19 protein-coding genes and 1 tRNA gene are annotated in these 18,558 nt (G+C 64.1%); 10 read left to right on the plus strand and 10 right to left on the minus strand.

What is annotated here, in order from left to right; translation table 11 throughout:
- Positions 1–200 precede the first annotated feature (200 nt).
- On the minus strand, positions 201–1,733 hold the full coding sequence (locus Q0C17_RS06960; protein WP_291203397.1) for an acyl-CoA carboxylase subunit beta: 1,533 nt from the start codon (positions 1,731–1,733) through the stop codon (positions 201–203).
- A gap of 170 nt (positions 1,734–1,903) precedes the next feature.
- Positions 1,904–2,410, minus strand: a complete 507-nt coding sequence (locus Q0C17_RS06965; RefSeq protein ID WP_291203400.1) for a hypothetical protein — start codon at positions 2,408–2,410, stop codon at positions 1,904–1,906.
- A 197-nt stretch (positions 2,411–2,607) separates the two neighbouring features.
- Here Q0C17_RS06965 and Q0C17_RS06970 point away from each other — a divergent pair, with 197 nt between their 5' ends.
- From Q0C17_RS06970 to Q0C17_RS06985, 4 genes are all read left to right on the plus strand, one after another.
- Positions 2,608–2,784, plus strand: coding sequence for a hypothetical protein (locus Q0C17_RS06970; protein WP_291203403.1), 177 nt, complete (start codon positions 2,608–2,610; stop codon positions 2,782–2,784).
- A gap of 191 nt (positions 2,785–2,975) precedes the next feature.
- Positions 2,976–3,401 carry a hypothetical protein gene (locus Q0C17_RS06975; RefSeq protein WP_291203406.1) on the plus strand — a complete coding sequence of 142 codons (426 nt, stop codon included), beginning with the start codon at positions 2,976–2,978 and terminating at the stop codon, positions 3,399–3,401.
- 38 nt (positions 3,402–3,439) lie between these two features.
- Positions 3,440–4,150 (plus strand): ATP12 family protein, encoded by a 711-nt coding sequence (locus Q0C17_RS06980; protein WP_291203409.1) that lies wholly within the window; start codon positions 3,440–3,442, stop codon positions 4,148–4,150.
- Between the two features lie 86 nt (positions 4,151–4,236).
- Positions 4,237–5,397: an amidohydrolase family protein gene (locus tag Q0C17_RS06985; protein WP_291203412.1), complete on the plus strand. Its 1,161-nt coding sequence runs from the start codon at positions 4,237–4,239 to the stop codon at positions 5,395–5,397.
- A 7-nt stretch (positions 5,398–5,404) separates the two neighbouring features.
- Here the strand turns inward: Q0C17_RS06985 and Q0C17_RS06990 are convergent, their stop codons facing one another.
- The 4 genes from Q0C17_RS06990 to Q0C17_RS07005 all read right to left on the minus strand — a co-directional run bounded on the left by Q0C17_RS06990 (position 5,405) and on the right by Q0C17_RS07005 (position 9,182).
- Complete coding sequence (locus tag Q0C17_RS06990; protein ID WP_291203415.1) at positions 5,405–6,079, minus strand: HAD-IA family hydrolase; 675 nt, start codon at positions 6,077–6,079, stop codon at positions 5,405–5,407.
- A complete protein-coding gene (locus Q0C17_RS06995) occupies positions 6,079–7,128 on the minus strand; it encodes an RluA family pseudouridine synthase (protein ID WP_291203418.1) in 1,050 nt (349 codons plus the stop codon). The genes Q0C17_RS06990 and Q0C17_RS06995 overlap by 1 nt, the downstream gene beginning before the upstream one ends.
- Positions 7,125–7,508, minus strand: coding sequence for a fluoride efflux transporter CrcB (crcB, locus tag Q0C17_RS07000; protein WP_291203421.1), 384 nt, complete (start codon positions 7,506–7,508; stop codon positions 7,125–7,127). Before crcB ends, Q0C17_RS06995 begins: the two co-directional genes overlap by 4 nt.
- Before the next feature lie 63 nt (positions 7,509–7,571).
- On the minus strand, positions 7,572–9,182 hold the full coding sequence (locus Q0C17_RS07005; RefSeq protein ID WP_291203423.1) for an AbgT family transporter: 1,611 nt from the start codon (positions 9,180–9,182) through the stop codon (positions 7,572–7,574).
- A 217-nt stretch (positions 9,183–9,399) separates the two neighbouring features.
- On the opposite strand from Q0C17_RS07005, the gene Q0C17_RS07010 reads away from it, so the two are divergent.
- Positions 9,400–9,473 (plus strand) — tRNA-Gly (locus Q0C17_RS07010).
- A gap of 21 nt (positions 9,474–9,494) precedes the next feature.
- Here Q0C17_RS07010 and Q0C17_RS07015 read toward each other — a convergent pair.
- On the minus strand, positions 9,495–10,469 hold the full coding sequence (locus Q0C17_RS07015) for a glycosyltransferase family 2 protein (RefSeq protein ID WP_291203426.1): 975 nt from the start codon (positions 10,467–10,469) through the stop codon (positions 9,495–9,497).
- Positions 10,470–10,644: 175 nt separating this feature from the next.
- Positions 10,645–11,580 carry an ROK family protein gene (locus Q0C17_RS07020; RefSeq protein WP_291203429.1) on the minus strand — a complete coding sequence of 312 codons (936 nt, stop codon included), beginning with the start codon at positions 11,578–11,580 and terminating at the stop codon, positions 10,645–10,647.
- 308 nt (positions 11,581–11,888) lie between these two features.
- Here Q0C17_RS07020 and Q0C17_RS07025 point away from each other — a divergent pair, with 308 nt between their 5' ends.
- Positions 11,889–13,070, plus strand: coding sequence for an acyl-CoA dehydrogenase family protein (locus tag Q0C17_RS07025; RefSeq protein ID WP_291203432.1), 1,182 nt, complete (start codon positions 11,889–11,891; stop codon positions 13,068–13,070).
- A gap of 405 nt (positions 13,071–13,475) precedes the next feature.
- Complete coding sequence (locus Q0C17_RS07030) at positions 13,476–14,525, plus strand: hypothetical protein (protein ID WP_291203435.1); 1,050 nt, start codon at positions 13,476–13,478, stop codon at positions 14,523–14,525.
- A 6-nt stretch (positions 14,526–14,531) separates the two neighbouring features.
- Here the strand turns inward: Q0C17_RS07030 and apaG are convergent, their stop codons facing one another.
- Entirely contained in the window at positions 14,532–14,948 is a 417-nt protein-coding gene (gene apaG / locus Q0C17_RS07035) for a Co2+/Mg2+ efflux protein ApaG (protein WP_291203438.1), read from the minus strand.
- Between the two features lie 23 nt (positions 14,949–14,971).
- Positions 14,972–16,174: an O-succinylhomoserine sulfhydrylase gene (gene metZ, locus Q0C17_RS07040; RefSeq protein ID WP_291203441.1), complete on the minus strand. Its 1,203-nt coding sequence runs from the start codon at positions 16,172–16,174 to the stop codon at positions 14,972–14,974.
- A gap of 65 nt (positions 16,175–16,239) precedes the next feature.
- Here metZ and Q0C17_RS07045 point away from each other — a divergent pair, with 65 nt between their 5' ends.
- The 3 genes from Q0C17_RS07045 to Q0C17_RS07055 all read left to right on the plus strand — a co-directional run bounded on the left by Q0C17_RS07045 (position 16,240) and on the right by Q0C17_RS07055 (position 18,410).
- Complete coding sequence (locus Q0C17_RS07045; protein WP_291203443.1) at positions 16,240–17,253, plus strand: 2'-deoxycytidine 5'-triphosphate deaminase; 1,014 nt, start codon at positions 16,240–16,242, stop codon at positions 17,251–17,253.
- A 144-nt stretch (positions 17,254–17,397) separates the two neighbouring features.
- Positions 17,398–17,715, plus strand: a complete 318-nt coding sequence (locus Q0C17_RS07050; RefSeq protein ID WP_291203446.1) for a hypothetical protein — start codon at positions 17,398–17,400, stop codon at positions 17,713–17,715.
- A gap of 20 nt (positions 17,716–17,735) precedes the next feature.
- On the plus strand, positions 17,736–18,410 hold the full coding sequence (locus Q0C17_RS07055) for a hypothetical protein (protein ID WP_291203449.1): 675 nt from the start codon (positions 17,736–17,738) through the stop codon (positions 18,408–18,410).
- Positions 18,411–18,558: the final 148 nt, after the last annotated feature.

An 18,558-nucleotide genomic window follows, 5' to 3' on the forward strand; every position in this document is an offset into this window, starting at 1 on the left:
CTCGGATTTCCTTCCAGCCTGTTCCGCTCGCCCGGGGGCGGAAGCTTGTTGCGGCAGTGGTGGCACAAAGCGGCAAAGGTTGGAAGTTGCGGCATAGAGAAGATGACAGGACTTCACCCCGCCCGTCGACATCTGCCAAACCCTGCAGCGCGTCCTGCGCGAAACCGAAGGATGAACTGCACTGTCTGATCAGGACGTCCCTACAGCGGAATGTTGTCGTGCTTCTTCCAGGGGTTGGTGAGCTTCTTGTTCTTCAGGGTGCGCAGCGCCTTGGAGATACGGCGGCGGGTGTTGTGGGGCATGATGATGTCATCGAGATAGCCCTTCTTCGCGGCCACGTAGGGGTTGGCGAAGTTCTGCTCGTATTCCTTGGTGCGGGCAGCGAGTTTTTCCGGGTCGCCTGCTTCCTTGCGGAAGATGATCTCGACGGCGCCCTTTGCGCCCATCACGGCGATCTCGGCGGTCGGCCAGGCATAGTTCACATCGCCGCGAAGGTGCTTGGAGCTCATCACGTCATAGGCGCCGCCGTAGGCCTTCCGTGTAATGACGGTTACCTTCGGCACCGTGGCTTCGGCATAGGCGAAGAGGAGCTTGGCGCCGTGCTTGATGAGGCCGCCATATTCCTGCTTGGTGCCTGGCATGAAGCCGGGCACGTCCACGAATGTTACCAGCGGGATGTTGAAGCAGTCGCAGAAGCGCACGAAGCGGGCAGCCTTGCGGGAGGCGTCGATGTCGAGCACCCCGGCGAGCGTCATCGGCTGGTTGGCGACGACGCCGACGGTAGAGCCCTCGATGCGGCCAAACCCGCAGATGATATTGCCGCCGAATTGCGGGCTGATCTCGAAAAAGTCGCCCTCGTCGACCACCTTGGTGATCAGTTCCTTCATGTCGTAGGGCGTATTCGGGTTAGGCGGGATCAGCGTGTCCAGGCTCATTTCCTGTCGGTCGAACACGTCATGCACCGGGCGCACGGGCGGCTGCTCGCGGTTCGAGGCGGGCAGGAAGTCGATCAGGCGGCGCATCTGGATAAGCGCCTCGATGTCGTTTTCGAAGGCGCCGTCGACCACCCCGGATTTCTTCGCGTGAACCGAAGCACCGCCGAGGGTCTCGTGGGTCACTTCCTCGTTGGTCACGGTTTTCACGACGTCCGGACCGGTGACGTACATGTAAGAGGTATCCTTCACCATGAAGATGAAGTCGGTCATCGCAGGCGAGTAGACGTCGCCGCCGGCGCAGGGCCCCATGATGACGGAGATCTGCGGGATGACGCCGGAGGAGAGCACGTTCTCCATGAAAATGTCCGCATACCCCGCAAGGCTGTCGACGCCTTCCTGGATGCGGGCGCCGCCGGCATCGAAGAGGCCGATGACAGGCGCGCCGTTGCGGGCGGCCATCTGCTGGACCTTCACGATCTTGGACGCATGCGCGAGGCTGAGCGAGCCGCCGAAGACGGTGAAGTCCTTCGAGAAGACGTAGACGAGGCGGCCGTTGATGGTGCCTTGTCCGGTGACGACACCATCACCCGGGATCTTCTGGTTCTGCATGTCGAAGTCCGAGCAGCGATGCTCGACGAACATGTCGTATTCCTCAAAGGAGCCTTCATCGAGGAGCACGTGGATCCGCTCGCGCGCGGTCAGCTTGCCCTTGGCGTGCTGGCTGTCGATTCGGGTCTGCCCGCCGCCCAACCGCGCCTGCTCGCGCCTGGCTTCCAGTGCCTCGATCACGTCCTTCATGCCCGGCGCTCCTTCGGAATCTCGTGTGAAATCTGCCGGGGAGACTGATTACCCGCTCGGGCGGGGATGGCAAGCCGACGGGGCGCGACAGTTGAGCTTGCCGCCGCGCAAAGACGCGCCCCGGATGTGAAGTCCGGGGCGCGGTTAGGCTTGCGGGGAATGACGCTAGGTTACCAGCCCCGGCGCGGCGGCTTGCCTTTCACCGGGCGTGGGAGGCCGTCGATTTCGGTAACGCGGCCCTTGCGGACCTCACAGGTGACCCAGGTTTCGACATTGTGGCGGCGGCCTTCGAACTCGACATCGTCAAAGTGGACGACGAAGCCTTGACGGGAGACCTGCTCGGTGCGGCGGTCATCGTCAATGTCCACGTCATAATAGCCGAGCAGGCGGGATTCGTAGCGCACGGCCTGGGCGCAGGCCTGCACGGCTTCGCGGCGCAGGGCGTTGGCTTCGCGCTCGGTCTGGCCCCAGTAGTTCAGGTGGCGATAGTCCCAGCCGCGCGAGCGGTAGGGATCATATCCGCCCGAGCCAAGGGCGAGGGTCAGCGTGGTGCTGTCGCCGAGGCGGGTCTCGATCGTGGCGAGGCTGCGCGTGTCTGCAACGGCCGGAAGGGTGAGGAGTGCCGGCGCGGCAAGCGCGGCGACGGCGGCTCCCAGAATGCGGATGGGTTTCATCATGGGAACAGGAATAATCCCCCCTGGCAAAACGGGAGCTGAAGCGGGCGTTCATTCTCGGTTTCGCCGCGGTTCACCTTGTCCGGCCCGAGTCCGGCCCGAGGCAGGAACGACAATTAGTGAGCGTTTGCTTGCATTGCTGCATTTCTGCCTTATTTAAATGTGAGTGAGTATTTGTTCGCAAAAAGGAGACCCGAACAATGACCGCCCGCCTGATGACCCCCTTCTGCTTCGCCTCGCTGCTGGCCGCGGCATTGATTTCAGAGGGCGCCCTGGCCCCGATGATTCCTGCCAGTGCGGCCACCCCGGCCCCGGCGCAGGAGCCGGCAACGCTTGCCGATCTCTATGCAATGGAGCTGATCCTTGAGCAGGTGTGAACCGGGCGGGACAGTTCCCCGCCCTGCGGAACTTTAAGGAAAGGCCCGCGTTTCAGTCTTATCAGGGCGGCACATGACGGACATGGAGCAAGCCGGGGCACGAATTTACCCTTCCTTAGTGAGGCCGGGTGCATGCGTGCGCGGATATTGGCTGACACCATTTAACCTCTGGAACGCGGGCGCCGAAGGCGATGCAGACCCTAAAATTCGAAATGGCAATTGCCGGCGCCGCGCTGTTTGCGCTGGGCGCCTTTGTGGCGACGCGGCCGACGAGCGCGGAAGCCTCGGCGATTGAACCGAAGCCGGTGCGCGCGTTCACCGAAGCCGACTATGCCGCTTTCGACCGGGGCTTCATGCTGGGCGAAAACCCCTGCACCGTAGGCCTCGAGCGCTACAAGATGTGTTTCTCGCCGGCGCCGATCGAGGACCGGCTGGTGCGCGGCGGCGTGATTCCGGATGAGGTGCCGCTGGTGGCCGCCGAATTCCGCATCATCGTGGTGACCGAGCTGAAGGCGGCTGACCTGCGCACGGTGCGCTTTGGCCAGACGCTGGTTCTGGTCGAGCCGCAGACGCGCACCGTGGTAGACCTTCTGCCGCTTTCCGCCAGCGCAGGCTGAGGCTTGGCGCCGCCCCTCGCCGGGCGTAAGCGGGGCGGATGACCGATCCCCGACCCAAACGTTTCTACAAAGTGGCCGCCGCCGAACGCCTCGGCGATGCCTGGACCGTCGCGCTTGACGCCCGCACCATCAAGACCCCCGCACGCGCCGCGCTTGCCTTACCCACACGCGGGCTGGCCGAGGCGATTGCCGCCGAATGGGACGCGCAGGGCGCACATATCGACCTTCTGAGCCTGCACCTCACGCGGCTGGCAAACGTTGCCATCGACCGTACGCCGGAAGTGCGCGACGGAATGGCAGACGAAGTGGCGCGGTTCTGCGAGACGGACCTGATCTGCCACGTGGCGGAGGAGCCGGAGGATCTGGTCGCACTTGAGGAAGGCCACTGGGCGCCGGTGCGGGACTGGGCAGCGGATGTGCTGGGCGTGATCCTGGTGACCACCGAAGGCGTGCGTGCGGCGCCGCAGCCGGATGCCTCGCTGGAGGCGGCGCGGGACTATGCGCTGAGCCTCGACGATTTCCGCCTAACGGGACTGGTGTTTGCCTGCGCGCTGTATGGCTCGGCGCTGCTGGCGATGGCGGTGTGCGAAGGCGCGGTGGCGGCGGACGAGGCATTCGACATGTCGAAGCTGGACGAGACCTGGCAGGCATCGCGCTGGGGAGAGGACGAAGAGGCAACCAAAGCCACCCAGGCGAAGCGCGAGGAAGCGCGCGCACTCGGGCGCTGGTTCCGGGGGCTGGCGCGGTAGCTTCTTTACGCCGGGACAATGTTGGCAGGCCGGGCATCAGTGTTATCCTCCGGGGCAGACCAGACGCAGACGGGAGGAAGTTTGCCATGGCGGACGATATGCGCTTTGTGCTGGAAGTGCCGGGACAGGCTGGACAGCCGGTTTCTCCACAACGCACGGCCTCGGCAAAAACGCATGATTGGCCGGCGGGCACGACGATCATCTCTGCCGATAGCCACATGCTGGAAACCGATTGCTGGATCGACCGGTTTCCAGCGGCGCTGAAGGACAAGGCCCCCCGGATGGTTTTCCGCGACGGCGGATGGCACTTCACCATCGGCGGCAAACCGATGATGCGCCCGCATGACATCGTGCCGCTGTGCGAGGCAATGGAATGCCATCCCGGCCTGACGAACATCGAGGCGCGGCTGAAAGATCTGGACACGGAAGGTGTCGACAAGGAACTCATCTTTCCGCAGCGCCTGTTCGGTCTCTACATGATGACCGACATGGAGATGCGCCACGAGATCTTCAGCGCGTACAACGAGTCGATCGCTGAACAGTGCGCGAAGGGCCAGGGGCGGCTGTTTGCGGTAATGGTGCCGAACTACTGGGACATGAGCGAGGCGCGCGCATCCGTGCAGCGCTGCAAGGAACTGGGCGCGCGGTGCCTGATGGTGCCGATCAATCCGCGCAAGGATCTCGATGGCAATCCGATACTCTACAATGATCCGAAGATGGACACGCTGTGGGAAGCGGTTGCCGACAGCGGTATTCCGCTCTGCTTCCATATAGGCGAGAACATCCCGACGGCGGCGCCCGGCGCGACGGGCACGTTCGTGCTGACGCAGATGGGCGGCTTCCGGCAGAACTGGGGTATGCTGACTTTTGCCGGCGTGTTCGACCGGTTTCCAGCGCTGAAGGTGGTGTTCGTGGAGGCGGGCATTTCATGGGTGGCGAGCATGATCCACGATGCGGACATGATCTATACCCACTTTCCAACGCAGGTTCAGCCGAAGCTGAAACATCCGCCGAGCTGGTACTGGCACAACCACTGCTATGCCACCTTCATGACCGATCCGGCGGGCCTTGAACTGCTGCACCGGATCGGCGCGGACCGCGTGATGTGGTCGTCGGACTATCCGCACCAGGAGAGCACGTTCGGCTATACGCGCGGCGCGATTCAGGCGGTTTTTGACGCAACGAGCGTGGAGTCTGCGCAGCTGATATTGGGCAAGACGGCGGAACAGTTGTTCCGGATGGCTTGAGGCAGGCTCAGGCCGAAGCGAAGGCGATGAGGCTGTCCGTCAGCGTCCGGAAGTCATGGTGGACTTCGTCGGCGCCGGCGTCTTGAAGCTCCTCAGCGCGGCCGAAGCCCCAACTCACACCGAGGGAACGCACGCCTGCGGCGCGGCCCATGGCGATGTCGTGGATGGCGTCGCCGATCATCAGCGACTGGGCGGGAACGCAGCCGAGCGCACGCATGGATTGCTCAACCATGAAGGGATGCGGCTTGCCGGGACCGTCATCGGCGCACCAGACGGTATCGAAATAGAACTTGATATCGTGCTTGGCGAAGAGGCCGTCCAGGCCGCGATGGGTCTTGCCGGTAGCGATCGCGAGGCGCCAGCCGTCCTGCTTCAGCAGGTCGAGGACAGCAAGAGCGCCGTCATACATCGGCTCGTGCAGCGCGGGGTCGGCGCGCAGGCGCGTGAAGGCGTGGCGGTAGGTATCAACAAGATGTTCGAGGCGGCCGCGGCCGAGGTCTGGCGGGGCGAGCTGAGCGATGCCGGCGGCGAGGCTGAGACCAACGATGCGGCGAGTCGCGTCATATTCCGGGGGCTGAAGGCCGCAGTCACGGAAGGCGGTTTCCATGCAGGCCTGTATGACGGCGCGCGAGTCGACGAGCGTGCCGTCCACATCCCAGATCGCGAGGCGCAGGTCCGTCATCAGAGGAACGGCGCCAGCGGATCCCTGCCCGCTTCCTGTTCGAGAAAACCCAGCGTGGCGAAGGTCTCGACCATGTGCGGCGGAAGGGGCGCGACGATGGTGATGGGCTTACCATGCTCACGCGGGATGATCAGCGCGCGGGCGTGAAGATGCAAACCTTCGGCGAGGCCTTGCGGCACTTCGCGGCGGGACTGGTACTTGTAGTCGCCGAGGATTGACGTGTTCATTTCCAGCATGTGGAAACGAAGCTGGTGCATGCGGCCGGTTTCCGGGCGCATGGCGACCCAGGCGGCCTTGCCGCCGGCCTGCGAGATGACGGTATAGTCAGTGATGGCGTGGCGGGCGCCTTCCACGCCCTGCGCGGAGCGGATCATCCGCTCACGATCGCCGTCGCGGCGCTTTCCGGCTTTCGGGTCATAGGGGCGATAGCCCGAGGGTTCGTCCGCATCCGGAACACCCTTGACCATCCAGCACCGGATCTGGCCCATCGGCGGGTTTGGCACGCCGACCGTGACAGCCCAGTAAACCTTGTCCATGTCCCGGCCCTTGAACATGTCGGCGAGCTGGTGGGCGGCGCGCGGATGCTTGGCGAGGAGGAGGACACCGGACGTGTCTTTGTCGAGCCGGTGGACGAGCACCGGACGGTGTTCCTCCTCGGCATAGACACCCATCAGCAGGCCGTCGATATGGCGCCCCTGCCCAGAGCCACCCTGCACCGCAATGCCGGCGGGCTTGTTCAGGGCCATCATGTCGTCATCCTCGTAGATTATGATCGACTCGAGGAACGCCTTGTCATCGGCGCTGGCGCGCGCGGTGTGGTGCGCCTTGGGCGCCATCGTCTCTGTACTGAAGATCGGCAGGCGGACCTCATGGCCGGCCTCGAGACGCGTGCTGGCCTTGGCCCGGGCCCCGTTGACGCGGATCTGTCCCGTGCGCAGCATCTTTTCGATCTGGCCCTGGGTCAGCTGCACGCGGCGCTTGATCCAGCGGTCAAGGCGCGCGCCGGCTTCCTGGTGCGATACAGTTTCGGTGATGATCTGGCCGCTCATGCGAAGGCCCGCCTTGCTATCCAGAGGCCGAACCCGAGCGCGGCGACCGAGAGGATGACCGACAGCGCGGCGTAGGCGGCCGCCTTGGCCGCCTCCCCGCTGCGGAGCATATTCAGGGTTTCCAGCGAGAAGGCCGAAAAAGTGGTGAAACCGCCGAGCACGCCGGTGGCCAGGAAGAGGCGCAAATCCTGCCCGCCTTCGGTCGCCTTGTAAGCGAACCAGCCGGCGACAAGCCCCATGGCGAGACCGCCTATGAGGTTCACCGAAAAGGTGGCCCAGGGCCATGTGGCCGGCAAGTGGCGTGCACCGAGAAGGCCAGCGCCGTGGCGCAGGGACGCGCCAATGGCGCCGCCGGCGGCGACGAGAAGGAAGCTGTTCATGGCGCGCCGTTTACACGGCGCAAAGCCCATGCGCCAGCGGGGATTGCGGTCAATCGGAGCCGTTCAGGGCGCGAGCGTTCCGGGAGGCGTATAGTGGACTTCCGCGCCGGGCCCGAGCGGCCAGTCGAAGGTGGCCCAAGCGGCCGTGAGCCCGATGCCGGTAACCATGAACACGAGGGCATAGGGCAGCATCAGGGCCAGCAGCGAGCCGACGCCGAGGCTGGGGTCCCACCTTCGGGCAAAGGCGAGGATCAGCGGGAAATAGGACATCAGCGGGGTCATGATGTTGGTGAAGCTGTCGCCCATCCGGTAGGCGGCGGTAGTCATTTCAGGCGAGATGCCGAGCAGCATGAACATCGGCACAACAACCGGGGCGAGCGCGCTCCACTTGGCGCTGGCCGACCCGATGAAGAGATCGAGGAAGGAGGAAAACAGCAGCACACTGACGAGGAGGATGCCGGGCGGCAGGTTCAGCGCCTGCAGGCTTTCGGCGCCGTTGATGGCGGCGATCGGTCCAAGGCGCGACCAGTTGAACATCGCAACGAAGTGCGCCGCAAAGAAGGCGAACACGATGTAGGGCGCGAGCGAGCGGATGCCTTCGGTCATCATGTGCACGACGTCCTTGTCGGACTTCACGGTGCCGGCGGCGAGGCCGAAAGCAATACCGGTGGTAACGAAGAGGAGCGCAAAGGCCGCGATGAGGGCGCTGTAGAAGGGCTGGAGCCGCGCGGGGCCTGTGGCCGCCTGGTCGATCAGCGGCGTGTAGCCGGGCGTCAGTGTGAGCGCGGCGAAGAGCGCGACGACGGCGAGCGCGACAATTCCGGCGACGCCGAGGCCGCGTTTTTCGCCGGGCGTGAGTTCCGATTTCGCGAGGTCAGCCTTCACCGACTCGTCCGCTGTGCCCCCCCATTTTCCGAGACGCGGCTCGACTATGCGGTCGGTGACGAACCAGATGACGGGCGTGAACAGCACGACGATGGCGAGCAGGAACCACCAGTTACCCAGCGGGTTCATCGTCCAGCCTGGATCGATAATGCGCGCGGCTTCCTGGGTGAAACCGAAGAGTAGCACGTCTATCTGGCCGGGCGTGATGTTACCGGCAAAGCCGCCGGACACAGCGGCGAAGGCGGCGGCGAGACCTGCCAGCGGGTGGCGGCCGACGGCGGCATAGAGCAGCGCACTGAGCGGGATAAACACGACATAGGCCGCGTCGGAGGCGTGGTGCGAGGTCATGCCGATGATGGAGACGACAGGCGTCAGCATCCATTTCGGCGCGTCGCGCAGGCTCGCGCGGATCAGCGCGCTGAAGAGGCCCGAACGCTCGGCGACGGCGGCGCCATACATCACGACCAGCACGAGGCCGAGCGGCGCAAAGCCCGTCAGCGTGCGCGGCATCTCGACGATGAGGCGGTTGATGTTTTCGGAGGTGAAGAGGCTCGTGGCCCGGAAGGTCAGCATGCCGTTGTTCAATTCTCCGAACGCAGGCGCCGTCGTGCCGGTATAGGCAAGGCTGGCTTCCCAGCCGAGGGCGGCGCCGATGGCAGACAGGATCACCAGAAAACCGATGAGCCAGACAAAGATCATCACGGGATCCGGCAGCTTGTTACCAATCCGTTCGACAAGACCGAGAAAACCGCGGTTGCGGGTTGAGGGCGCTGCTGGCGTTTCGCTCATACGTGCGCGTTCAGATTCATCGGCCTGCCTCTCTCCATTGTCCGGAGGGGCGGGACACGCGCTGACCGGTCTGTTGTCACCTGCGCATCTGCGCAACATGTTTGACCCTAGCGCGCACGCGGCGGCAATCAATCAGGCATGCTTAACCAAGGCTGCAAACTTGGCATATGATCAGCCCTTGCGCAGACGGGCGTTCCGGCTCAAGTTCGCCTCGTGCGCGGGTGTAGCTCAATGGTAGAGCAGCAGCTTCCCAAGCTGACGACGAGGGTTCGATTCCCTTCACCCGCTCCAGCTTTCAACCCAGCCTGACGATCAGGCGCGGTGGATGACCGCGGGCTCAGCGCTGGCAGGCGCCTGCGGGGACACACCCAGGGTTTCGTTCAGCAGGTAGATCGGACGGCGCTTCGTCTCGATGAAGATGCGGCCGACATACTCGCCGATAGCACCCAGGCCGATCAGCAGGATGCCGTTGAAGAATAGCTGGACGCTCATCAAGGATGCATAGCCGGGCGTGTCGACGCCGGTGATCAGCGTGTTGAGCACGAGATAGACCATGTAGAGCATCGCCAGGAAGCTGACGACGACGCCGAAATAGGACCAGACCTTCAGCGGCAGCGAACTGAACGAGGTAATCCCTTCGAGGCTGAAGTTCCAGAGTTTCCAATAGTTGAACTTGGTCTCGCCGGCGGCACGCTCCGGGCGCGTGTACTCGAGAATGACCTGGCGAAAGCCGACCCAGGCGAAGAGGCCCTTCATAAAGCGCGCCCGTTCCGGCAGCTGCTTCAGCGCATCGACGACGACACGATCCATCAGGCGGAAGTCGCCGACATTCGGCGGGATGCCTGGTTTCGCCAGCTTCGAGAAGAGCTGATAGAACAGCGATGAGGTGGTGCGTTTGAGGAAACTGTCGGACGCGCGGTCCGCGCGGCGAGCGAGCACGACCTGCGCGCCGGCGCGCCACTGGGTGAGCATGTCAGCGATGAGTTCCGGCGGGTCCTGCAGGTCGGCGTCAATCGGGATGACAGCGCGGCCTACGGCATGGTCAATGCCAGCCGTCAGCGCCGCTTCCTTGCCGAAGTTGCGCGACAGGCAAAGGATCTTGATGTTCGGATTTTTCTCACGGAGCAGTTTCAGGATTTCGACCGTGCGGTCGCGGCTGCCGTCGTCCACACAGATGATCTCATAGGAGGACACAAGCGGCGCGATGAGGGGGACGACGGCGTCGAAGAACTTCGCGCATACGGCCTCTTCGTTGTACATCGGCACGATCAACGACAATTCAGTCATGGGATTTCTTCTGTCTCTGGCCGCGTTAACCTTGTTCATCGAGAACATGGTCCATCTGCGGGCTGGATGCAAAGGCTGTGCCGCCGGTTGCATACCAGCGGTCAGAAACCTCGCCCAAATACCCGGCAAAAATGTCTTCGGCTCGTTGTTGTTAACGAGGTAGGCACCTGGACGGTCAGCCGTCCCAGTTGCCGGTGTTGACGGCCTGCCGGGCCAGGGTGACCCCACCGATCATCCCGGCATCGTCGCCGAGGGCCGGGCGCTGGATCAGGGTTTCAATATCGGCGTCGGAGAGCTCGAGATAACCGTTCAGCAGCGACGCAAAAGCGGCGCGTACTCTCGGCATCAGACCGTCCGCCAGCATCACGCCGCCGCCAAGGAGGATGCGTTCCGGTCGGGCAGTCAGCGTGAGGGCGAGGCAGGCTTGTGCGAGGTAGAAGGCCTCGATGTCCCAGGCAGGATGATTGCGCGGCAGGAGCGCGGGGTCGCCGTAGCGGCGGGTCAGCGCGGTGGCGCTGGCGAGGCCTTCAAGGCAGGCGCCGTGGAACGGGCAGACGCCCGCGAAGCCGAGATCATCAGGGTGGCGCTCGACGCGGATATGGCCGAACTCGGGATGCGTCGGTTTCGACAGGAAGCCGCCGGGGCCGAAGAGGCCGGCGCCGATGCCGGTGCCGATGGTGACATAGGCGGCCGAGCGCATGCCCTTGGCGGCGCCGAGTTCCCGCTCGGCCAGCAGGGCGCCGTTAACGTCCGTATCCAGAACAACCGGCGAGCCTAGACCTGCAAAGAAGCGCTGCGTGAGCCGGGTGCCGGACCAGCCAGGCTTGGGCGTGGCGAGCAGCGTTCCATAGTCCGGCGAGGCTGGGTCGACATCCACAGGCCCGAAACTGGCGATGCCGAGGCAGGCGAGACGTGCGCCGCGCCGGGTGAGGATCTCGCGGAAAAAGCCGAGACAGGCGCCAATGGTTTCCTCCGGCGAAGTGACCGGAACGCGGCGTGTATCAAGCAGATGGCCGGAGGAATCGGCGACGGCGCACTTGAACGTGGTGCCGCCGGCATCGATGCCGCCGAGCAGGCTGACCGGCAAAGCGCCCGGCGGGATGTGCGTCATGGTTAGTTTTCTCTTGTCGTCGAGCACGCCAGGAATCCCTTCGCAATGCCCCTTTCGTTCCATGCGGGAATTGCAAAACCTTTACGCCAATCGGTGCAAATCCGGGAGACTGGAAACCTCGTTTGCCCCTGCGCAGCCTCCGAAGGCCGTTCCGACATAGCCGAGCGAGCCGGCGAGGCGGATGGTCTGAAGATCGCCGTCCCTAAATCATCGCGATTGGCGCGCCCTGCCATTTCTGTCAGCTTGCAGACGGGACGGCCGACCGGCTTTCCGGAAAGCACAATCACCGCGCGGGAGAAAAACCAGGCATGAACCTAGATCTGACAGCGGCGGATATCGACTTCCGTGATGAAGTGCGAGCGTTTCTCGGCGCAAATCTGACACCTGACCTTGCAGCAGCCGGCCGGCTGGCCACCAGCGTGTTCATCGAACCCGAGTTTACGCTGCCCTGGCAGCGCATCCTGCATAAGCGCGGATGGGTCGCGCCGTCCTGGCCGAAGGAACATGGCGGCACCGGCTGGGACGAAATGCAGCGCTACATCTTCGCCTCCGAGTGCGCGCGCGCGGGCGCGCCAGGCCTCGCGCCGATGGGCCTTGGCATGGTGGGCCCCTGCATCATCGGCTACGGCACCCCGGAGCAGAAGGCGCACTACTTGCCCCGCATCCTGTCCGGCGAGGACTACTGGTGCCAGGGCTATTCGGAGCCGGGCTCAGGATCGGACCTTGCCTCGCTGCAGCTGCGCGCGGTGAGCGACGGCGACGACTATATTCTCAATGGCACTAAAATCTGGACGACACACGCGCACCACGCGAACAAGATGTTCTGCCTTGTACGGACGGATCCGGACGCCAAGCCGCAGCTGGGCATCACCTTCTTGCTGCTGGACATGAAGACGCCGGGCATCAAGGTTGACCCGATCATCACGCTGGCGGGCGAGCATGAGCTGAACCAGGTATTCTTCGACGACGTGCGCGTGCCCAAGAGCGGGCGCCTCGGCAGGGAGAATGACGGCTGGTCGGTGGCAAAATACCTGCTTGAATTCGAACGCGGAGGTGGATCGTCGGCAGGCCTCGAGGCGGTGCTACAACGCCTGCACCGGCATGTGCTGGAAGATGGCGGCGCTGACCTCGGCCTGATCCGCCGGCTTGGCGATGTCTCGATGAGGCTGGAAGCGATCAAGACGACCGAACAGCGCGTGCTCGCGGATCTGACCAGCGGGCAACCACCGGGGCCGGCAGGCTCGATGCTCAAAGTGCAGCGCACCGAGCTCATGCAGGCGATCGACACAGTATCCGTAGAAGCACTCGGTAGTTTCGCCGCGCCCTACCAGCCGGACGCCTGGCTGCCCGGCGCGAATGTGCAGGTACTGGGCCCGGAAGCGCTGGTGACCGGCATGGCGCGCTACCTGAACAACAGGGCCGGCTCGATCTATGGCGGCTCGAACGAAGTCCAGCGCAACATCATGGCAAAGGCCGTGCTGGGGCTCTGACCCCTCCGCTCGCCTGACCATAGTACCGCGTGACAAGCGTGTGGCTTTGAAGCCAGGTCGCTCCTCAGGTCTCAGTTGCACAGGCCCTCGGCCAGCGCAGCGCGCTGATCGACCGCTCGCAGAGCGACAAGTGGGCCCCGCCGCGCCGGGGCCGCAACCTCACGGATGATTGAGGCACCCAGCCGGTCATCTCCAACACCAACCTCGTCTTCCGGTTCGCGGGCCGGTCGCGCACCTGCGGCATGACGCTGAGCCAGCGCTGCAAATTTCCTTCCAGAAACTGGCCGTGGCAGGCGACTTCCGCGGCTTTTGTTTGGTTCGGATTTCTCACGTCCACTCGCGTGTAGGGCGAGAGGCAGGGTTTTTGCACCTCGATTGCCCAGACCCAGTCCGGAGACCTTCCCCATGTTGCGTCAGATGTTGCCCGCTATTGCCCTGATGGGCGTTGCCATTGCGTCCGGCTGCGCCCAGACGCCCGAAATTCCGCTGTCTGCAGTGGCCGTAGCGTCTGAGCCGGCGCCCGGTTGGCGCCCCTTCTCGCCGGACAGCCCGTGGAACACCAAAATTGCGGCGGACGTCCCGATTGACCCGAATTCGGACATTCTGCTGGCCGAACTCGGCAAGAGCGGCCCATTCTACGTGAACATCGCCGAATGGTCGGTGATGGTTAAATACTTCGATTCCGCGAAAGCGCCGAAGCGCACCGTTCGCGCGCTTTATGAAGGACGCTATGGACCGGGCTTCGGCCCCCGCGAGCAGGTGCCGATCCCAGCCGACGCATTTGATCCAGCTACGCCGCCTTCGCAGAGCACTTATTTCACGCTCGTCGATCCGGTGCGCAATCTTGCCTGGGACATGCGCCAGTCCGGGCAGTCGCCGGACGGCGCCTGGCATGCCGGCTTCGGCGCCGCGGTTGACCTCTCAGGCACCGGCGTGTCGATCCCCTGGATGAAGGCGGAACGCGCTGACCTATCGGCGGGCGCCCGCCCTTCCGGCGCGCCCCTCATCGCCGGCCTCATCCGCGTGGACGAAGTGAAAGCCGGGCGCATCGACCATGCCCTTGCGTTTGCAACCCCGCTGCCCCTGACCGGCAAGTTCGTGCCGCCCGCGAGCACTGATCTCAGCGCCGAGTCGGCTGGAGGCCAACGCTACACAGGCCTGCCCATGGGTGCACGCATCCAGCTGAATCCGGACTATGACATCGACAACACGCTGCTTTCGCCGGGCGGAAAAGTCGTGGCGCGCGCCCTTCAGGAGTACGGCGCCATCCTCGTCGATCAGGCCGGCGCGAACGTCCTCTACGCCGAAAGCGGCCCGGACCAGGTTGCAGCCTGGGAAGGCGTGCTGTCTCCGAGCGACCTGCAGATTCTGCTGACGCCGGAATTCATCGCGCTGAACTTCCGCGTCATCGACGGCGGCGAGCCCCTGCCCGGCATTCCGAACGCCTACAACTGAGCGCTGTCAGCTCGGCAGCGATGTGTCATAGGGACTGTCGAGCGAGAAGGTCGGGATCACCGCGACCATCTCCTCGCCGTTCTCGCCGACAAGATCATAGGTTCCGCTCATCAGGCCCGAAGGCGTCGCGAGCGGCGTGCCGGACGAATAGTTGAAACGTTCGCCGGGACCGAGCGTCGGCGTCTGGCCGACCACCCCTTCACCATCCACAGCCAGCATCCGGCCAACCGAATCCACGATGCGCCAGTGGCGCCGCGCGATGGTCCAGGTCCGGTCGCTCTCGTTTTCCACATCCACAGTGTACGACCACATGTAACGGCTGCGACCGGGTTCGGACTCATCGTGCAGAAAGCGTGTGCGCACACGGATGCGCACACCTTCGGTGACCGCTTCGTACTGCGGAGGCGCGGGGCGTCGGGCCATCCGGCTAGGCTACCTTTGCGAATCTACACGGCGCTCAGTGCGCCAAGGAAGTCTGCCTCAAGATCCTCCACATCCTCAAGCCCGACCGATACACGCACCCAGCTGCGATCAAGTCCCATCGCTGCCTGTTCGGCGTCGGTGAGAGCCCGGTGGGTGGTCGTCGATGGATGGCATGCGAGCGTCTTGGTATCACCGAGATTGTTGCAGATATCGGCAATCTTCAGCCCATTGAGGAAACGGAACGCTTCCGCCTGACCGCCCTTCAGCGACATCGCGAGCAGCGTGCCGCCGGACTTCATCTGCTTCTTATGTATTTCGTAATGCGGGTGATCCTTGCGGTGCGGATAGCGTACTGCGGCTACGGCCGGGTGACCGGCGATCGTATCGGCAAGGCGCGCGGCGTTGCGGCTTTGCGCCTCGACGCGCAGCTGCATCGTCTCGAGCCCCTTTAGCACGACCCAGGCGTTGAACGGCGAGCAGGCGGGGCCCATGTGGCGCAGCCAGGGATCGTAGACTTCGCTCATCAGCTTGTCGGTCGCAAGGATCGCGCCGGCGAGGACGCGGCCCTGCCCGTCCATATGCTTGGTGGCCGAATAGGCGATGACATCGGCGCCAAGCTCGAGAGGGCGCTGGAGCACGGGTGTTGCAAAGACATTGTCGACGACCAGCAGCGCGCCGGCCCGTTTGCACAGCCGGGCAACAGCTGCGATATCCACGCCGTCGAGCAGCGGGTTGGCAGGGCTTTCGATCAGCACGAGCTGACAGCCCTTGGCGATCTCGCGCTCCCAGGCAGCCAAATCGGCGCCGTCCACGAACACGGTCTCGATGCCGAACTTCGGCATCTGGTTGGCGAGGATCCAGCGGCAGGAGCCGAACAGGGCGGTGGCCGCAACAACCCGGTCGCCGGTCTTCAGCGGGGCCATGATGGCGGTGGAAATCGCGCCCATACCGGAGCCGGTGACGCGGCAGGCTTCGGCCCCCTCGATCAGGGCGAGTCGCTGCTGCAGCATCTCCCCCGTCGGGCTGCCATAGCGGGAATAGACGAAGCCCGGCTCCTTGCCGGCCATCCGGGCCTCGGCTTGCTCCGCCGAATCGTAAGCGTACCCGGAGGTGAGGAAGATCGCTTCGGATATCTCGCCATGCTGCGAGCGCATCAGGCCGCCGCGAACCGCCTGGGTCGCAGGTTTCCAGCCCTTGGGGTCATCACCGCCGGGTGCATCAGCCATGTCAGCGCTCGTCCTTGTGTTTCCGGGAGAGGGACTTATGCCTGATGACCCATGGGGTGCAAGTAATGGCTGATACTAGCGGGGTCCTTCCCGACTTTGAAATCGAGGCACTGGTGGCCAGCGGCGCGATCCGCAGTGCCCTTGAGCCCGAGCCCGGACAGATTCAGCCCGCGAGCCTGGACCTGCGCCTGGCCGAGGACGCGTACCGGCTGCGCGCCAGCTTCCTGCCCGGTAAAGACCGCTCAGTCGCCGACATGCTGCAGGAGCCCGGCATCCAGATGCACCGGGTGGAGCTGACCGGTCAGGGGGCCGTGCTGGAGACAGGCTGCGTCTACCTCGTACCGCTAATGGAATCCCTGCGCCTGCCCGCAGGCCTTGCGGCCCGCGCCAACCCCAAGAGCTCGACCGGGCGGATCGACGTGTTCACCCGGCTGGTGACCAACCGGAGCCGCGCGTTCGACGAAGTGCCGATGGGCTATTCGGGTCCGCTTTATCTGGAAGTGAGCCCGCGCACCTTCCCGATCATGGTGCGCCCGGGCGACCGGCTGGCCCAGATGCGGTTCAAGCGGAAGAAGCCGGAAACCCTCAAAGAGAAGGTCGTCTCCATCGATCTGGAACCACCGCCTGGCCAGCCGGCGGGCTGGCGGGCAAAGCACCACTCGGGGATCGTCGACCTGCGCGGGATCGGCGCGCATGAGGCTGGCCAGTTCTGGGAGCCGGTGTTTCCGAAGGACGGGCGGATCGTGCTCAACCCCGAGGAGTTCTACATCCTTGTCAGCCGCGAGACGGTGAAAGTGAGCCCGGACGAAGCTGCAGAGATGGCACCGATCGCGCCGGAACTGGGCGAGTTCCGCGCCCACTATGCAGGCTTTTTCGACCCCGGCTTCGGCATGAACAAGGCCGGCAGCCGGGCCGTGCTGGAAGTCCGCTCGCGCGACGTACCCTTCATTCTTGAGCACGGCCAGCCGGTCGCCAAGCTGATCTATGAGCCGATGGGCGCCCGCCCGAAGGCGCTTTATGGCGGAAAAGGCTCAAATTATCAGGGTCAGGGCCTCAAACTTTCGAAACATTTCGCCTGATATTGCGGAACCGCAAGGTTTCTGGCGCGTAGATGGCTTGACCCCGCCGATTTTGCGGGGACGATAGGGCCAATACTGCGGGCTTTTCAGGGCTTGCAGTCAGATAATGACGGCTTTGTTTCAACAACCGCAGAGGAAATGCCCATGAAAACTCGTCTTCCCGCCGCGATCGCGCTCGGCTTCGCCCTGACCCAGGTCGCTGTGCCTTTTGCTTTCGCCGAAACGCCCGCTTCACAGTTCCGCAGTGTCGAAGCGCAGTCTTTCAACGCTGACGAACTCGCCCGCTACGGCCTCTCTGAAGCCGAAGCTGCTCAGGTCCGCGCCTATCAGGAGCAGGGCTATGAGATCCAGCTGCTGACGCCTGAAGAAGCCGAAGCCTATAATGCCGGCATGACCAGCAATAACCTCCTGGCGATCATCGGCCTCGTCGCCATCGTCGTGGTCGTCGCGTCCGTTCTCTAAGGATGCGATCTGCTTTCTGTATGGCGCTGGCACTGAGTTTAAGTGCCTGCGCCATACACCCTACCGCTGATCCGGCCGCCTTCGCGGCGCGTACGGGCGATAACAGTTTCGAACTGTTCGGCGCCGCGGTTGACCCTCCACAGACATTGCTTTTGCCGGTCACGCATGACCGCCAGTTCAATGGCGCCGCCTGCGGCGCGCATGCGATGGCGAGCGTCATAAATTACTGGCGCGGCGTCGGCACGACGACGGGCGCGGAGATATTTGCCGCAATGCCGCCTGCCGATGCGCACAGCGGCTACTCGATGGCGGAGTTGCTGAAACTGGCAGCCGCAAATGACCTGCAGGCGAGCGCCGTCCGCCTCGCGGCGGAAGGCGTTCTCGCAGAACTGGAAGCCGGCCGGCCGGTGCTTGTTCCGTTGCAGCTTCCCTCCGTCTACGTACAAACCTGGCAATTGCCAGGCATGAACGTTCCCCTACTCGGATTTCCCGCAGAGTTCATTACATCGCGGACGGCATGGCTGTCCGAAAAGACAAACCGGGCGATGCTGAACCATTATCTGGTAGTGGTCGGTTATGAGGGCGACCGGTTTGTTGTCATGGAGCCGGTGGCGGGATTGCGTACAATTTCTGCAGAACGCCTCCAGCGCTACCGCGCGCCCTTCGGCAATGCGGCGATCGTGCTCAGCAAGTAAAAAGGCCGGAGCGCCGCGTGAGCGCTCCGGCCTTCCTTGATCCGGATAGGTTCAAACCCTGACCTTCAGCCTTCTGACGGGCGCCGCCAAGGTCGCCCCTGCAAGAGCGTCGGCCTCACGCACTTCCGAGGCCGCAGCCATGTTGGAC

The sequence above is a fragment of the Hyphomonas sp. genome (assembly GCF_022844445.1).
Lineage (GTDB): Bacteria > Pseudomonadota > Alphaproteobacteria > Caulobacterales > Hyphomonadaceae > Hyphomonas.

Coding starts and splice junctions, on each gene's coding strand:
- Q0C17_RS07005 (WP_291203423.1), bottom strand. CDS start 9,182: ATGAGCGAAACGCCAGCAGCGCCCTCAACCCGCAACCGCGGTTTTCTC.
- Q0C17_RS07050 (WP_291203446.1), top strand. CDS start 17,398: ATGAAAACTCGTCTTCCCGCCGCGATCGCGCTCGGCTTCGCCCTGACC.
- crcB (WP_291203421.1), bottom strand. CDS start 7,508: ATGAACAGCTTCCTTCTCGTCGCCGCCGGCGGCGCCATTGGCGCGTCC.
- Q0C17_RS06985 (WP_291203412.1), top strand. CDS start 4,237: ATGGCGGACGATATGCGCTTTGTGCTGGAAGTGCCGGGACAGGCTGGA.
- Q0C17_RS06970 (WP_291203403.1), top strand. CDS start 2,608: ATGACCGCCCGCCTGATGACCCCCTTCTGCTTCGCCTCGCTGCTGGCC.
- Q0C17_RS07025 (WP_291203432.1), top strand. CDS start 11,889: ATGAACCTAGATCTGACAGCGGCGGATATCGACTTCCGTGATGAAGTG.
- Q0C17_RS07030 (WP_291203435.1), top strand. CDS start 13,476: ATGTTGCGTCAGATGTTGCCCGCTATTGCCCTGATGGGCGTTGCCATT.
- Q0C17_RS06975 (WP_291203406.1), top strand. CDS start 2,976: ATGCAGACCCTAAAATTCGAAATGGCAATTGCCGGCGCCGCGCTGTTT.
- apaG (WP_291203438.1), bottom strand. CDS start 14,948: ATGGCCCGACGCCCCGCGCCTCCGCAGTACGAAGCGGTCACCGAAGGT.
- Q0C17_RS07045 (WP_291203443.1), top strand. CDS start 16,240: ATGGCTGATACTAGCGGGGTCCTTCCCGACTTTGAAATCGAGGCACTG.
- Q0C17_RS07015 (WP_291203426.1), bottom strand. CDS start 10,469: ATGACTGAATTGTCGTTGATCGTGCCGATGTACAACGAAGAGGCCGTA.
- Q0C17_RS06995 (WP_291203418.1), bottom strand. CDS start 7,128: ATGAGCGGCCAGATCATCACCGAAACTGTATCGCACCAGGAAGCCGGC.
- Q0C17_RS06960 (WP_291203397.1), bottom strand. CDS start 1,733: ATGAAGGACGTGATCGAGGCACTGGAAGCCAGGCGCGAGCAGGCGCGG.
- Q0C17_RS06990 (WP_291203415.1), bottom strand. CDS start 6,079: ATGACGGACCTGCGCCTCGCGATCTGGGATGTGGACGGCACGCTCGTC.
- Q0C17_RS06965 (WP_291203400.1), bottom strand. CDS start 2,410: ATGATGAAACCCATCCGCATTCTGGGAGCCGCCGTCGCCGCGCTTGCC.
- Q0C17_RS07020 (WP_291203429.1), bottom strand. CDS start 11,580: ATGACGCACATCCCGCCGGGCGCTTTGCCGGTCAGCCTGCTCGGCGGC.
- metZ (WP_291203441.1), bottom strand. CDS start 16,174: ATGGCTGATGCACCCGGCGGTGATGACCCCAAGGGCTGGAAACCTGCG.
- Q0C17_RS06980 (WP_291203409.1), top strand. CDS start 3,440: ATGACCGATCCCCGACCCAAACGTTTCTACAAAGTGGCCGCCGCCGAA.
- Q0C17_RS07055 (WP_291203449.1), top strand. CDS start 17,736: ATGGCGCTGGCACTGAGTTTAAGTGCCTGCGCCATACACCCTACCGCT.